Genomic DNA, 14,763 nt, shown 5'->3' with positions numbered 1-14,763 from the left:
CTAGTGGGCCATGCGGAAAGTTCGGTGACTATGGAGCACAGCCAGAAGGGCCGGAGCAAGGCGGGCAAGTGCAGGAATAGTGGGCCCATTTTCAAACTTGCCCAACGCAGCGCCGGCGCTTCTGGCGAAGCGATCTGGTACCGAACTTTCCGCATGGCCCACTAGCCAGCACCCCCCCAGGGCAGCATCGCGCGCGCGGCCCCGTGCAGTGTCGGGTTGGCGGCCGCCAGCACGTCCCGGGTGTCGAGTCCCGGTTCGCCGCCGGCCAGATCGGTGAAGACGCCGCCGGCCTCCCTCACGATGACCGCCAGCGCAGCGATGTCCAGGATGTTCACGTCCGACTCCACGACCAGGTCAATGCATCCGCTGGCCAGCAGGTGGTAGTGGTAGAAGTCCCCGTAGCCGCGCACGCGGTTCACGCGCGCGACCAGTGCGCCGAGGTCCGGCCATCGCGTGCTCTCCGCGATCGACTTCAGATTGCCGGTGGACAGCGTGGCCTCCTGCAGGTCCAGGGTCGGCGCCACGGCGATCCGCTGGTCGTTCATGAAGGCCCCCTGCCCGGCTTCGGCCCAGGCGCGCTCGCCGAACAGCGGCGCGTTTGACAGCCCGAGCACCAGTTCTCCCCGGTGCATCAGCGCGATCTGGGTGGAAAAGAAGGGGTAGCGGCGCACGAAGCTCTTGGTCCCGTCGATCGGGTCGATCAGCCAGACATATTCGGCATCGATGTCCTGCCTCCCGGTCTCCTCGCCGAAGAACCCGTGGTCCGGAAAGCGTTCGCGGATGATGCCCCGGATGGCCTGCTCGCTCTCCACGTCGGCACGGGTCACCGGGGTCGCGTCCGCCTTGAGCTCGATGTCCACGCCGGCCTCGTAGTAATGGAGGATCACCGCCTCCGCAGCATCGGCGGCGGCGTGGGCGGCAGCCAGGAAGGGGCTTTGGGTCATCTGTGCGGCTCCATTCGCGAAAGCCGCGAGTGTACTGCCTCGCCGTCCAACCCGCATCCGGCGCAGGGCCCGCCCGGAGGCGCGAGGTCAATCCCGGCGATTGGTGAATCCGACCCGCCAGCCCCGCTCCGGGTCGTGACGGATCTGGCTCACGCTCGCGTACTCGCAGTCCAGTCCGAAGAGGCGCTGATCCGGGACGCCCATCACCCAGCCCACCAGCGAGCGGATCACGCCGCCGTGGGTGACTACCAGAAACCGTCCGTTCGCGACCGTCTCGAGTTCGGCAAGCAGTGCCCGTTCCACCCGTCGGCGAAAATCCGCAAGAGGCTCCGCGTCGCGTGGACGGTTGGCCACCGGATCGGCATAGAAGGCCCGGTACTCCTCCGCCCGGCCGACACGGACCGCGTCGAGGGTCAGCCCCTCCCAGCCACCGAAACCCACCTCGCGCAGGTCGTCGATCACGCGCAGCGGCGTCGGTTTGCGCGAGCACAGGGCCTCGGCGAAATCCCGGCAGCGGACCAGTGGCGAGGTCAGGACCGCATCCCACGGCCAGTGCACGGACTCCCCGACCGCCTGCCACATCTGCCGCCAGCCCTGCTCGCTGAGCGGATCGTCGCAGCCGTTGCCCCGGAAGCGCACACCGCCCCGGGGCTCGCCGTGGCGAAGAAGGTCGATGGTGATCACGGCTGGTATTCCTCCGCCAGGCACGCCTGCAGGCGATGCCAGTCGAAATGGGGACCCGGATCGGTCTTGCGACCGGGCGCGATATCCGAGTGGCCGGCAATGGCCCCCGCGCGGCCGAGCGCGGGGTACCGTGCTGCCAGCCAGCGGATCAGCCGCGCCAGCGTCGCGTACTGCACCGCCGCGAACGGGCGGCTGTCGCAGCCCTCGAGTTCAACCCCGATGGAGAAGTCGTTGCAGCGCGCGCGCCCCTGCCAGCTGGAGACCCCGGCGTGCCACGCGCGCTCCTCGAAGGGCACGAACTGGATGGCGCGACCGTTGCGGTCGATCAGCGCGTGCGCCGAGACCCTGAGCTGCGCGATTTGCGCGAAATACGGGTGCGCCGCAGTATCGAGCGTGTTGCGGAAGAACTGCTCGATGAACGGCCCGCCGAACTCCCCCGGCGGCAGGCTGATGGCATGGATGACGAGCAGTTCCGGCTCGAGGCCGGGCGGCCTCGCATCCCGGTTGGGACTTGGGCAGACATTGGCGTCGGGCCACCAAAGTCCGCCGGTTGCGCCAGCATCACCCACGGATTCGCGACCCCGCGCATGCGGGCGTCCACTCCAGGAGTCGATGCATCGCTGCCGCGACGTCCGGTCAGTTGCCGTCGTTGCGATCTGCCGCTTCCTCGACGGCCTCGCCCCCTTTCTGCACGTCCCTGCCGAAGCCTTCAATGGTGCCGCAGCCACTCAGTCCGCTGATGGTCAGGGCAAGCAGCCCCAGCACGAGGACTCCGAAAAGCCTGATTCGCTGCATGTTCCTCTCCTCCAGTTACTGGATCGATACCCAACCGACCACCTGGCGGGACAGGAGTGCCCCAACCCGGGACCTGTCCCAGGCATCACCACGACTGACCCCGGGTCATCCACTCTTTCCCTTATCATAGTAGATTCTGCCACGACCCTGATGGGGGCGCGCGCCGTCCTCCCCGAACCGGTACTTCCACTTGCCTCAGCTGAACCCCCAGCAACGCGCCGCGGTCACCACCACCGACCGCCCCCTGCTCGTACTCGCCGGCGCCGGCTCCGGCAAGACCCGGGTGATCACGGAAAAGATCGCCCACCTGATCGAGGTGCGCCACATCCCGCCGCGATCGATCGTGGCCATCACCTTCACCAACAAGGCAGCGCGGGAGATGCGCGAGCGCATCCGCGAACGCCTGGACCGGGAGCGCGCACGCGGCCTGAGGGTATCCACCTTTCACACCCTCGGACTGGACTTCCTGCGTCGCGAACCGCAGGTCTCGGGGCTGCGCAGCGGCTTTTCCCTGCTCGACCCGTCCGACTGCCGCCAGCTGCTGCGCGAGATCACCCATCGCGATGAGGATCCGGCCGAGACGGAAACGCTGCTGGCACGGATCAGCCGGTGGAAGAACGAGCTGCTGGCCCCGGAACAGGCGCTGGCGCAGTCCGGCGAGCCGGCCGAACACCACGCGGCACGGGTCTACCAGCGCTACGAGCAGGCGCTCAGCGCCTACAACGCGGTGGACTTCGACGACCTGATCAAGCGGCCGGTGGACATCCTGTCCCGGGAACCGGAGCTGCGCGCGCGCTGGCAGAACCGGATCCGTCACCTGCTCGTGGACGAGTATCAGGACACCAACGGCGCGCAGTACCGCCTCGTGCAGCTGCTGGTCGGCCTGAATCCCGGCCTGACCGTGGTCGGAGACGATGACCAGTCGATCTACGCCTGGCGCGGCGCCCGGCCGGAAAACCTCGCGCGGCTCCGGGAGGACATCCCCCGCCTCGAGATCATCAAGCTGGAGCAGAACTACCGCTCCACCAACCGGATCCTCACGGTGGCCAACCGGCTGATCGCGAACAACCCGCACCTGTTCGAGAAGCGGCTCTGGAGCGCGCTCGGCGAGGGCGAACCCATCCGCGTGATCCGCTGCGCCGACGCCGAGGCCGAGACCGCGCGCCTGGTCTCCGAGCTGATGCGCATGCGCTTTCGGCTGCGGGCGGCGTGGTCGGATTTCGCGGTCCTGTACCGCAGCAACCACCAGTCCCGGCTGTTCGAGAAGCTCCTGCGCGAGCAGGGCATTCCCTATCGCATCAGTGGCGGCCAGTCCTTCTTCGAGCGGCCGGAAATCCGCGACCTCGCGGCCTACCTGCGGCTGCTGGTCAATCCCGACGACAATCCCGCCTTCCTGCGCGTGATCAATGTCCCCCGCCGCGAGATCGGGCCCGCCACGCTGGAGAAGCTCGGACGCCACGCCCATGCCCGCGGCTGCTCCCTGCTGCGCGCGGCCTCCGGTATCGGTCTCGCGGGAACCGTCGGCGCGCGCGGTCAGGCGCGGCTCTCGCGCTTCGCCGACTGGGCCGAAGAAATGCGGCGGCAGGCGGCGGATGAAGCGCCGGAGCGCGTGCTGGCCAGACTGGTCGAGGACATCGACTACGAATCCTGGCTGCTCGACAACAGCCCCAGTCCCCGGGCCGCCGGGCGGCGCATGGACGCGGTGCGCGAGTTCATCGACTGGATCGGACGCATCTCCCGGACCACGACCGGTGAGGAACAGGCATTGACGCTGGAGGAGGTCGTCAGCCGCATCAGCCTGATGGACGTGCTCGACCGCCAGCGCGCCAACAGCGAGGAAGACGCGGTCCAGCTGCTGACCCTTCACACCGCCAAGGGGCTGGAGTTTCCTCACGTCTTCCTCGTCGGCTTCGAGGAAGACCTGCTGCCGCACCGGGTCAGCCTGGAGGAGGAGAACGTCGAGGAAGAACGCCGGCTGGCCTACGTGGGCCTCACGCGCGCCCAGCTGACCCTGACCATCACCTACGCCGCGCAGCGCACCCGCTACGGCGAGACCGCCGAATGCCTGCCCTCCCGCTTCCTCGACGAGCTGCCGCCCGAGCACATCGAGTGGCCCGACGCGAAGCCGCCGGACCCCGAGACCCAGCAGCTCACCGCCCGCGCCCACCTCGCCGGCCTCAAGGCGATGCTCAAGAGCGGCACCTGACCAAGCCTCGCCTCCCGCAAAAGCCGGAGAAGCACCCGGGGAGGCCAGCCTCCTGCGCGACCCTCCCCGACGCCGAATCGCCGGGCGAACCTACAGCGATTCATTGCCGCCGCCCCGAAGACGGTTGAAGCCAGAGGGCCGTATGCCCGCCCGCGCGGTGTCGGCAGCAGGGATGCTGGCGTCAAAGCCTACAGGGAAGCATTCACGGCGTCCCGCGGGCGGGTATACGGCCCTCTGCCATGCCGCCCGGCCATTCCCCCCTGCCGGCCCCCCGGCTCAGAGCAGCTTCAAACCGACCCGCGTGATGCGGGCGCCCTCCATCTCCCGGACCACCAGCCGCACCCGGTCGAGATCCACCGCGTCGCCGACCACCGGCTCGACCGGCAGTTGTGCACGCAGGAACTCCTCCAGCGTCAGCCCCTGGTCCTCCGGCGGCACGGTGGCGCCGTAGGCCATCGCGACCGCACCCAGCTGCGCGGTGCCGTTCAGCGCGAACTCGCCGAAGACGCTGCGCTCGCTGAGCCGTTCCGGGACCTCGGCGGCAACGAACAGCCGGTCCAGGTCCGGCAGGTCCGCGGGCGAGACCATGATGTACAGGTGATCCCCGGAGCGCAGGTCGAGGATCTCCAGCGTCTCCAGCAGTCGTCCGCCGCGCAGGTGAGCCACCAGCCGCGCGGTCGCCGGCAGTCGGAAACTCGACCAGGCCTCGCGCACCACCGGCGTGTTCTCCGCCAGCCGATAGCCCACCAGCTCCATTTCCTGCTGTCCGGGAATGTCGAGCTCGGTTCGCTGTACCCGGGCCGTGGCCGGGGGCAGTTCCAGCTGCAGCCAGCGCGCGACCGGGGCCACCGTCCAGCCCTGCACCAGCAGCGAGATCAGCACCACGAAGAAGACCACGTGGAAGAAGTACCCGGCCAGCTCGAGCCCCGCAAGCAGCGGAAACAGCGCAAGGATGATCGGCACCGCGCCGCGCAGGCCGACCCACGCAATGAACAGCTGCTCGCGCCAGGGAAAGCGAAACGGGAGGAGGCAGACTCCCACCGCCAGCGGCCGTGCCACCAGGATCAGCACCGCCGCGAGCAGGCCGGCGTCCAGCGCCACCGGCGGCAGCTCGGACGGGGTAACGATCACGCCAAGCATCAGGAACATCCCGATCTGCGCCAGCGAGGCCACGCCATCGTGAAAGCGCTTGATGTTCTGCCCGGCCTCCAGCGGCCGGTTGCCCACCACCAGGCCGGCAAGGTAGACCGCGAGGAAGCCGCTGCCGCCGAGCAGCCCGGTGAGCCCGAAGACGCACAGGGCTCCGGCCAGCGCTGCCAGCGGATAGAAGCCGGCAGCCATCGGCAGGCGATTGATCAGCCACAGCAGCCCCAGCCCGCCAAGCACACCGAGCAACGCTCCGAGGCCCATCTGCTGCACGAACTGGCCCAGCACCATCAGACCGAGGGAACGGTCCGGAAGCAGCAGGAGCTCGATCAGTACGATGGTGAGGAAGATCGCCATCGGGTCGTTGCTGCCCGACTCGATCTCCAGGGTTGCGCCCACGCGGCTCTTCAGCTCGAGTCCCCGCGAGTGCAGCAGCGAAAAGACCGCCGCGGCGTCGGTGGAGCCGACGATCGCGCCAAGGAGCAGGGCCTCGAGCCAGGACAGGCCCAGCCACCACCAGGCGAAGAGCCCGGTGAGCCCGGAGGTCAGCATCACGCCGATGGTCGCCAGCCCCAGCGCGGGCCTCAGGCCAATCCGGAAGTTGCGCACCGGGGTGCGCAGCCCGCCGTCGAACAGGATCACTGCCAGCGCCGCGGACCCGATCAGGTGCGCGAGCGGGATGTTCTCGAAGACCAGCCCGCCCGGGCCCTCCGGACCCAGGAGCATCCCGATGCCGAGAAAGACCAGCAGCAGCGGCACGCCCAGGCGCGAGGTGACCACGCTGGCCAGGATGCTGGCCAGGATCACCAGTGCGCCGAAGAAGATGACCTGATGTGCCCAGTCCATGCCCGGCATGGTAGCCGAAGCCGACATCCCGGCAGCCGGGCGGTCACGTTTTTTCGCCGGCAGATGTCAATCCGTTAAAGTGTGCCGGCACACACCAACCCCGGCGGAGCGCAGACCGGACCAAGGAGCCACCCGTGAAGGGACTGACCCGCACCTTTCTGACCGGCCTCGCGGCCATCCTCCCGATCGTGATCACGCTCGCGCTGCTGTGGTGGCTGGGCACCACCGCCGAGGAGCTGCTCGGTGCACTGCTGCAGGCCGTCCTTCCCGAAATGCTCTACTTTCCCGGACTCGGCCTGATCGTGACCCTGGCGGTGATCTTCGGGATCGGGGTGCTGCTTCGCGCCTATGTGGTGCAGTGGCTGTTTGCCTGGGTGGAGGGGCTGATGGAGCGGATACCCGTCGTGAAGACCATTCATGGGACCGTTCGGGACATGATGAACCTGGTTTCCGGCGACCTCGAGAACAAGTTCGGGGACGCGGTGCTGGTGACGCTGCCGGGAACGGACTACCGCCTGGTCGGCTTCATCACCCGGCAGGACTTCGCCGGACTTCCCGACGAACTCGGCACCGAGAAGACCATTGCCGTCTACCTCCCCATGAGCTACCAGATCGGAGGCTACACGCTGATGCTGCCGCGCGAGCAGTTGCAACCGCTGCACATGTCGCTGGAGGACGCGATGCGGTACACGCTGACCGCAGGCGTGTCCGCGCGCAAGGAGAAGTGACGACCCCGCCTGCCGGCACCAGGGTTTCTTTTCGGCCCGGAATCGGGGTGCGAGAATCGGGAGCCATGGCATCGAAATCGGTCCCGGAGGCCCGCGAAACATGTTGCGTTATCCACTTCTACTGCTGCTGAGCCTGTTTATGAGTGCTGCCAACGCCGAGGAACTTCAGATCAACGTGCTGCAACCGGGCGAGGGACCGGAGGCGGTCTCCGGATCGGAGGTGACCGTGCACTACACGGGGTGGTTGATGGACGGCACCAAATTCGACTCCAGTCGTGACCGTGGCGAGCCGTTCAGTCTGACCCTCGGTGAAGGCCGGGTGATTCCCGGCTGGGAGCAGGGACTGGAAGGGATGCGCACCGGCGAGGTACGGGAGCTGATCATCCCCCCAGGCCTTGCCTACGGGGCCCGCGGCGCCGGGGGCGTGATCCCGCCCGACGCGACACTGCGCTTCGAGGTGGAGCTGCTCGACGTGAAGACGCCGCCGTTTTCCGAGCTGGACAACCGCGGGCTGGCCGAGATGATGGAGAAGGGCGTGAAGGTGGTCGACATCCGGCGCCCGGAGGAGTGGCACCAGACCGGCGTGGTCGCGGGCAGCCACCTGCTCACCGCCTTTGACCGCCATGGACGCATCGAGCCCGACTTCGTGGGCGAGTTCCAGGAGCTGGTAGCCCGGGACGAACCCGTGGTGCTCATCTGCCGCACCGGATCACGGACCGCGGCGCTCGCCCGGGCACTTGCCGAACAGCTCGAGTACCAGCAGGTCTACAACGTGACCGATGGCATCACCCGCTGGATCGCTGAAGGGCAGGTGGTGCAGACCGACATCCCGGTCGGATCGGGCGGACGCGGCTGATCCTCGGGCGTATCGGGACGGCGGCGGACGGAGGCGGGCACGCCGCGTAGCGGGTGTCGGCAGCAGGGATGCTGCCGTCAAGCCTACAGGGATGTATCCACGGCGTCCCGCTACGCGGCGCGCCCGCCTCCGTCCGCTTCTACATCGTGCCAGCTGCCGGATCGGCGAGAGGACTCGCCTCCCGCGGATTATCCCTTCCGCAACTGCGAGATGTCCCGCACCGCGCCGCGGGCGGCGGAGGTGGTCAGCAGCGCGTAGGCCTGCAGGGCCTGGCTGACCACCCGGTCGCGGTCTACCGGCTGCCAGGCCCGCTCGCCCCTCGATTCCATCCGCCGGCGACGCTCGGCGAGCTCCTCGTCGCCGACCTTAACCTCGATGCGGCGGTTCGGGATGTCGATCTCGATGGTGTCGCCCTCTTCCACCAGGCCGATCGCACCGCCCTCCGCGGCCTCCGGGGAGATGTGGCCGATGGACAGACCCGAGGTGCCGCCCGAGAAGCGCCCGTCGGTGATCAGTGCGCAGTCCTTGCCCAGCCCCTTGGACTTCAGGTAGCTGGTGGGATAGAGCATCTCCTGCATGCCCGGCCCGCCCTTCGGGCCCTCGTAGCGGATCAGCACCACGTCGCCGGCCTGGATCCGGTCGGCCAGGATCGCCTCGACCGCCGCGTCCTGGCTCTCGAAGATCCGGGCGGGGCCGGAGAACACGCGGATCGTGGAGGTGGGCACGCTGGTGGTGTAGCGCAGCTGCTCGGTGTCGAACATGCTCTCGTCGATGCCCGCGGTCTTCACGATGCAGCCCTCGGGCGCGATGTTGCCGTAGAGCACCGCCAGACCGCCGTCGCGCGAATAGGCGTGGTCGACATCCCGAATGCAGCCGTTCGCGCGATCGAGGTCGAGATCGTCCCACATCGCGTGCTGCGAGAAGGCCACCTGGGTCGGGATGCCGCCCGGGGCGGCGAGGTAGCGTGCGCGCGCCTCCGTGACCTCGGCCCGCGCCACGTCCCAGCGGTCGAGTGCCGCGGCCAGGGAGGGGCTGTGCACGGTGGCCGCGTCGCGGTGGATCAGCCCGGCGCGGTCCAGCTCGCCGAGGATGCCGATCACGCCGCCGGCGCGGTGCACGTCCTCCATGTGGTACTTCTGCGTCGCGGGTGCGACCTTGCAGATGTTCGGCACGCTGCGCGAAAGACGGTCGATGTCGGCCATCGTGAAGTTCACCCCGCCCTCCTGGGCCGCGGCAAGCAGGTGCAGCACGGTGTTGGTCGATCCGCCCATCGCGATGTCGAGGCTCATTGCGTTCTCGAAGGCATCGAGGCTCGCGATCGCGCGTGGCAGCACCGAGGGATCGTCCCTTTCATAATGACGGCGGGCCAGCTCGACGATCAGCCGACCGGCCTCCAGGAAGAGCTCCCGGCGGCCCGCGTGGGTCGCGAGCAGCGAGCCGTTGCCCGGCAGCGACAGGCCCAGCGCCTCGGTGAGGCAGTTCATCGAGTTCGCGGTGAACATGCCGGAGCAGGACCCGCAGGTCGGGCAGGCCGAGCGCTCGTACTCCCGCACCGCCTCGTCGCTCTCGTTCGGGTTGGCCGCGACCACCATTGCGTCCACCAGGTCGAGGTGGACCACGGTATCGTCGCGCTGGACCTTTCCGGCCTCCATCGGGCCACCCGACACGAATACCGCCGGGATATTCAGGCGCATCGCGGCCATCAGCATGCCGGGCGTGATCTTGTCGCAGTTCGATATGCAGACCAGCGCATCGGCGCAATGGGCATTGACCATGTACTCCACACTGTCGGCGATGATCTCCCGCGAAGGCAGCGAGTAGAGCATGCCGCCATGGCCCATCGCGATACCGTCATCCACCGCGATGGTATTGAACTCCTTGGCGACCCCGCCGGCCTTCTCGATCTCGCGCGCGACCAGTTGCCCGAGGTCCTTCAGGTGCACGTGACCCGGAACGAACTGCGTAAAGGAGTTGGCGACCGCGATGATCGGCTTGCCGAAGTCGCCGTCCTTCATCCCGGTTGCGCGCCAGAGCGCGCGGGCGCCGGCCATGTTGCGGCCATGGGTCGTGGTGCGTGAGCGATACTGGGGCATGCGGTGATCCCTTGAACATTCCGGGCAAAATGGAATCATACCTGCAGTCTCTGCATCGTGGAGAAACTCCTGGAGGATTCAATGCGCATCGAAGTGGAAAACATCAAGTGCGGCGGCTGTGCCGGCAGCATTCGCAAGGGTCTGGCGGCACTGGAGGGTGTCGACGCGGTGGAGGTGGACATCGAAGGCGGTGTGGTTGAGGTCGAGGCTGCTGACGAACGGCGCGACGAGATCATGCGCAAGCTCGCGTCGATGGGCTACCCGGCGACGGGCTCGGTGCAGGGCCTGAAATCCGCGGGCGCCAAGGCGCGTTCCTATGTCAGCTGCGCCGTCGGCCGCATGGACAAGGACTGATGCCGCGATCGCTGGCGGGTATACCGCGGTGCCGGCCGCGGCGTCGCGGCGGCCCCGGCACGGGCCTTACCCCTGCTCCGGCGCTCGCGCTGGCCGTGCTGCTCTGGCTGCTGGCCGCTGTCGCGGCCGCGGAGGGCCTGCCGGTCCGGGAACTGGCGATCGCCGACCGCATTCTGACGGTAGAGATTGCCGCGACCCCCGAGGCAATGTCGCGCGGCCTGATGTTCCGCGAGCACCTGCCCGACGGACACGGCATGCTCTTTGTCTGGCCGGGTGACCAGGTCGTCGGCATGTGGATGCAGAACACCCTGATTCCCCTGTCGGTGGCCTTCATCGACAGCGATTACCGGATCCGGAACATTGCCCACATGGAGCCTCACTCCCGCGATGTACATGCCTCCGATGGTCCGGTGCGCTATGCGCTGGAGGTGAACCGCGGCTGGTTTCAGCGTCACGGGGTCGCGCCCGGCATGCGCATCGCCGGCCTGGGGACGCTGCTGGATCAGCCGGACGCGCGCATCGACTGAATAGCCAACGCACGGCGAGAGCCCCGCCGTGATCCTGTCATAATGGGACATCGTCGGTCTCCCTTTGCCCCTGCGCATGCGTCCATCCCCGATCATCCTGACCCCGGTGCTGCTGGTCCTTTTGCTGACCTGGAGCGCACTGCTGCCCGCGCAGGAGCGCGCGGCCCCCGGCGCGAGGGCACCCGAACTCACCACACAGCACCTGCTTGAGCTCCGTGCCGCGCTGCGCGAGGGACGTCAGCGGCTGGTGCCCATGGCCGAGGCGATCGATACCGGGCCCGCCGAGGCCTGGCTGGAGGCGAGCCCCGCCGACCGTCTTGCCGAACGGGCAGCGGCCACGACGGAGAATGCGGCGGAGAACGGGCTGTGGCGCTCGGCGCTGGAACACGAGGAGGCCGGCGCCGAACGGCTGCGCGGCGCCCTGGACCGAGCACAGCTGGCGCTGGCCGCACAACGACGGCTGAGCGAGGCCGAGCGGCGCCTGGGCAGGATCCTGGACACGGCACCTCCCGCGGCGGGCGCGGGGGATCGGCCCCCTGACCGGATCGAGGAGGACATCGCGGCACTGGAGCGGCGGCGCACCCAGCTCGCGCTGGAACGGGAACAGAAACAGCAGCTGCTCGAACGTCTGGAGGCCCAGGCGCGCACCCAGCCCGAGACACTCGAAGGATTGCGCCGGCAGCGGGTGGAAGAGGCTGCCGCGGAGACCTGGGGTCCGCTGCAGGACCCGACGCTTGGCGATGCCCTTGCCGCCTGGGAACTCGCCCGGGACCGCCGCGCGGAGGCGCGCATCATCGCGGCTCAGCTCGACGCGGAGGTGCTGACCCCGCGGGTCGGGCTGCTCGACCTGGAACTCCGTGTCCTGGATGCCGAACAGCGCTGGATCGACCAGCGCATGCGGCAGCTTGCCGAGGAGCTGGCTGAGCGGGCCGGCGAGGAGCTGCGCGCACTGCGCGATGACGTACGCCATCTGACCGAGCGCCAGCCCGAGGCCGCAGTGCGCTTCGCACCCGAGATCCAGTCCCTCCTGCACCGCATCGACCGGGTTGTCGCGACGCAGGCGCGGATCCGCGAACTGCAGGCCGAGCGCGAACGCTATACCCGGATCGAGACCGACCTGAGCCAGACCCTGGCCAGCGTGCGCGAGCGCCTCGAGATCGGGGGCCTGACCGATGTCCTCGGAGGGCTGCTGATCGAGGAGGAGCGGCGTCTGCGTGGTCTGCTGGATCTGCGCTACGCACTGCGCGACCTCGAGCGGGAACTGGCGCAGTCCCGCCTGCGGGACATCACCCTTCGGGACGAGCTGCGTACCCTGCCTCCGGCGCCCGCGGGTCTGGCCGAGGACCGTGCGGCCGCGGAACTCCGGCGCCTTCAGGACACCGTGATCGGGATGCAGCTCCAGGCCGACGAGATGCTGACGGAACAGCTGCAGTTGACCGAGGCCCGGCTGCGCGCCGCCGTGCTGCAGATCGAGGAACTGTCGCAGCTGCTGCGCGAAGCCCTGCTCTGGTGGCCCAGTCATTCGTCGGTCGGGGTGGAGTGGTCCATGCGCCTCCCCGCTGCGCTGATCGCCCTGCTGGATCCTGCATCGTGGAGGGAGATCCGGGGTGCGCTGGTCCAGGTGACCCTCGGACACCCGGCGGGATCGCTGCTCACGCTGCTGATCGCGGGCCTGCTGCTGCTCTGGGCCCGCGGCACGCCGCGGCATCTCGCGCGGTTGGCCGAGATGACCACGCACCGCTTCACCGACCGCATCGGCCTGACCTTCCAGGCGATCGGCTGGAGCCTGCTGCGTACGCTTCCCGTGCCCGTGCTGCTGGCCTCCACCGCATTCCGGCTGGAACGGCTCCCGGACGTCGAGCCGGCGGTCGAGATTCTGGCCATCCTCTTCTTCAGCACCGCGCTGTGGTGGCTGGTCGGCCACCTCTCCCTGCTGTTCACCGGGAAGCACGGGGTCGGGACCGCGCACTTTGCCTGGAATCCGCAGATGGTGCGTCGGCTGCGACGTCACCTCGCGTGGTACCTGCCCACCCAGCTGCTGCTGATCGTGTTCCTCGCACTGAGCCTCGGACACCCCAGCGATCTCGTCGCCGATGTCTTCGGGCGCATCGCCCTGCTCGCGTCGGTGGTCGTGACCGGGGTATTTGCCTGGCGCATGCTCGCGCCGTGGCAGCATGGCGAAGACAATCCGCGGGGGGAGCGCAGGCGCCGGTTCATGCGGGTTGCGCTGATGGCGTACGCCGTGGTCCTGGGCATGCTGACCCTGACCGGCTATCTGCTGACCGTGGCCGCCCTGCTCGCACACACCATCAATACCGCGATCGTGGTGGCCGGTGTCTGGCTTGGCTATAGCCTCGCCGCTCGCGCGCTGGTCCTGAGCGAGACGCGACTGGTGATCCGGCGCATGCGCGAGCAGCGCGCGAAGGCGGCGGCACAGGCCGGCCGGACCGGAGGCGAAGGGGCGCGGGTGGAGATACCGGAGCCGCACCTGAGCGTCGAGAACATCAATCAGCAGACCCGCAGCCTGTTGCGGGTGAGCGCCGGCGCCGCGCTCGTGCTCGGCCTGTTCTGGGTCTGGTCGGAGTTGCTGCCCGCGCTCACGTGGCTGGACGGCGTAACCCTTTGGTCACGCACCATCGTGATCGGCGAGACCGAGATCCTGAGCCGGGTGAGCCTCCAGGACTTCCTGCTCGCGATCTTCCTTGGGGTGCTGTTCACCCTGGCCGCGCGCAACCTGCCGGGCCTGGTGGAGATCCTTCTCTCGCGCAGCACCCAGATGGATGCCGCCGGCCGCTACACCGTGACCACCCTGCTGCGCTACGCGCTGGCGGTGATCGCGGTGATCAGCGTCTTCTCGCTGCTGGGCCTGCGCTGGGCCGAACTGCAGTGGATGGTTGCGGCCCTGACGCTGGGGCTCGGCTTCGGCCTGCAGGAGGTGGTCGCGAACTTCGTGTCCGGCATCATCATGCTCTTCGAACGCCCGGCTCGCGTCGGCGACACCATCACCATCGGCGAGTACAGCGGCACGGTGACCCGGATTCGCACGCGCGCCACCACCATCGTGGACTGGGACAACCGCGAGATCGTGGTGCCGAACAAGAACTTCATCACCGAGCGGCTGATCAACTGGACGCTGTCCGACACCACCACGCGCATCGTGATCCCGATCGGTGTGAGTTACGACGCGGACGTGGACGAGGTGATCGCGACGCTGCGGTCGATCGCCGAAAATCATCCGGCGGCCCTGAAGGACCCGGCGCCCAGCGTCTTCTTCCTGAACTTCGGGGACAGCTCGCTGGGCTTCGAACTCCGGGTCTACGTGAGCCAGCTGAAGGACCGCCTCGCCACGACCAGCGAACTCCATCAGATTATCGTCAGGGAGTTCCGCCGGAAGGGAATCGAGATCGCCTACCCGCAGATGGACCTGCACATCCGGGACATGGCCCCGATGGCGCGGGCGGATAGCCGCGAGGAACCGGGCCGGGACGGTGGCGGGCCGCCGCCCGCTGGCGGCTGATCCGCGCGACGCGCGAGACACGACCGCGCACGGCCTTCCGGGGCGGCCGGGAACAGGCCGGGACAGG

The 14,763-nt window shown here is 68.5% G+C and carries 12 protein-coding genes and 1 pseudogene; 7 read left to right on the top strand and 6 right to left on the bottom strand.

The annotated features are described in order from the left end of the window. Window positions 1-161: 161 nt before the first annotated feature. The 4 genes from ACESMN_RS04490 to ACESMN_RS04475 all read right to left on the bottom strand — a co-directional run bounded on the left by ACESMN_RS04490 (window position 162) and on the right by ACESMN_RS04475 (window position 2,423). On the bottom strand, window positions 162-944 hold the full coding sequence (locus ACESMN_RS04490) for an inositol monophosphatase family protein (RefSeq protein WP_373052387.1): 783 nt from the start codon (window positions 942-944) through the stop codon (window positions 162-164). Between the two features lie 87 nt (window positions 945-1,031). Beyond that, window positions 1,032-1,625 carry a histidine phosphatase family protein gene (locus tag ACESMN_RS04485; RefSeq protein WP_373052393.1) on the bottom strand — a complete coding sequence of 198 codons (594 nt, stop codon included), beginning with the start codon at window positions 1,623-1,625 and terminating at the stop codon, window positions 1,032-1,034. After that, complete coding sequence (ampD, locus tag ACESMN_RS04480; RefSeq protein WP_373052386.1) at window positions 1,625-2,197, bottom strand: 1,6-anhydro-N-acetylmuramyl-L-alanine amidase AmpD; 573 nt, start codon at window positions 2,195-2,197, stop codon at window positions 1,625-1,627. Before ampD ends, ACESMN_RS04485 begins: the two co-directional genes overlap by 1 nt. Before the next feature lie 67 nt (window positions 2,198-2,264). Beyond that, window positions 2,265-2,423 carry an entericidin A/B family lipoprotein gene (locus ACESMN_RS04475; RefSeq protein ID WP_373052385.1) on the bottom strand — a complete coding sequence of 53 codons (159 nt, stop codon included), beginning with the start codon at window positions 2,421-2,423 and terminating at the stop codon, window positions 2,265-2,267. A 190-nt stretch (window positions 2,424-2,613) separates the two neighbouring features. On the opposite strand from ACESMN_RS04475, the pseudogene ACESMN_RS04470 reads away from it, so the two are divergent. Continuing rightward, a pseudogene (locus tag ACESMN_RS04470) lies at window positions 2,614-3,843 on the top strand (UvrD-helicase domain-containing protein); the annotation flags it as partial. A 153-nt stretch (window positions 3,844-3,996) separates the two neighbouring features. Further along, the gene (locus ACESMN_RS04465) at window positions 3,997-4,629 is read left to right on the top strand and encodes a 3'-5' exonuclease (RefSeq protein ID WP_373052392.1); all 633 of its coding nucleotides are present in this window, start codon (window positions 3,997-3,999) and stop codon (window positions 4,627-4,629) included. Window positions 4,630-4,905: 276 nt separating this feature from the next. Here the strand turns inward: ACESMN_RS04465 and ACESMN_RS04460 are convergent, their stop codons facing one another. After that, window positions 4,906-6,621 (bottom strand): potassium/proton antiporter, encoded by a 1,716-nt coding sequence (locus ACESMN_RS04460; RefSeq protein ID WP_373052391.1) that lies wholly within the window; start codon window positions 6,619-6,621, stop codon window positions 4,906-4,908. 134 nt (window positions 6,622-6,755) lie between these two features. Between ACESMN_RS04460 and ACESMN_RS04455 the strand changes: the two genes are divergently transcribed. Both ACESMN_RS04455 and ACESMN_RS04450 read left to right on the top strand, forming a co-directional pair. After that, window positions 6,756-7,349: a DUF502 domain-containing protein gene (locus ACESMN_RS04455; protein ID WP_373052384.1), complete on the top strand. Its 594-nt coding sequence runs from the start codon at window positions 6,756-6,758 to the stop codon at window positions 7,347-7,349. Between the two features lie 139 nt (window positions 7,350-7,488). Further along, window positions 7,489-8,205 carry an FKBP-type peptidyl-prolyl cis-trans isomerase gene (locus ACESMN_RS04450; protein ID WP_373052383.1) on the top strand — a complete coding sequence of 239 codons (717 nt, stop codon included), beginning with the start codon at window positions 7,489-7,491 and terminating at the stop codon, window positions 8,203-8,205. A gap of 188 nt (window positions 8,206-8,393) precedes the next feature. Here ACESMN_RS04450 and ilvD read toward each other — a convergent pair whose 3' ends face one another. Then, entirely contained in the window at window positions 8,394-10,298 is a 1,905-nt protein-coding gene (gene ilvD, locus ACESMN_RS04445; RefSeq protein ID WP_373052382.1) for a dihydroxy-acid dehydratase, read from the bottom strand. 81 nt (window positions 10,299-10,379) lie between these two features. Between ilvD and ACESMN_RS04440 the strand changes: the two genes are divergently transcribed. The 3 genes from ACESMN_RS04440 to ACESMN_RS04430 all read left to right on the top strand — a co-directional run bounded on the left by ACESMN_RS04440 (window position 10,380) and on the right by ACESMN_RS04430 (window position 14,696). Beyond that, window positions 10,380-10,652: a heavy-metal-associated domain-containing protein gene (locus ACESMN_RS04440; protein WP_373052381.1), complete on the top strand. Its 273-nt coding sequence runs from the start codon at window positions 10,380-10,382 to the stop codon at window positions 10,650-10,652. Beyond that, window positions 10,652-11,179 carry a DUF192 domain-containing protein gene (locus ACESMN_RS04435; protein WP_373052380.1) on the top strand — a complete coding sequence of 176 codons (528 nt, stop codon included), beginning with the start codon at window positions 10,652-10,654 and terminating at the stop codon, window positions 11,177-11,179. The genes ACESMN_RS04440 and ACESMN_RS04435 overlap by 1 nt, the downstream gene beginning before the upstream one ends. A 76-nt stretch (window positions 11,180-11,255) precedes the next feature. Continuing rightward, a complete protein-coding gene (locus tag ACESMN_RS04430; protein ID WP_373052379.1) occupies window positions 11,256-14,696 on the top strand; it encodes a mechanosensitive ion channel domain-containing protein in 3,441 nt (1,146 codons plus the stop codon). The last annotated feature ends 67 nt before the right edge of the window (window positions 14,697-14,763 follow it).

Source organism: Thioalkalivibrio sp. (assembly GCF_041690275.1).
In the GTDB taxonomy this organism is placed as follows: domain Bacteria; phylum Pseudomonadota; class Gammaproteobacteria; order Ectothiorhodospirales; family Ectothiorhodospiraceae; genus Thioalkalivibrio.
Note: the sequence above shows the minus strand (reverse complement) of the source record. Positions and strands in the feature narration are given on the sequence as shown.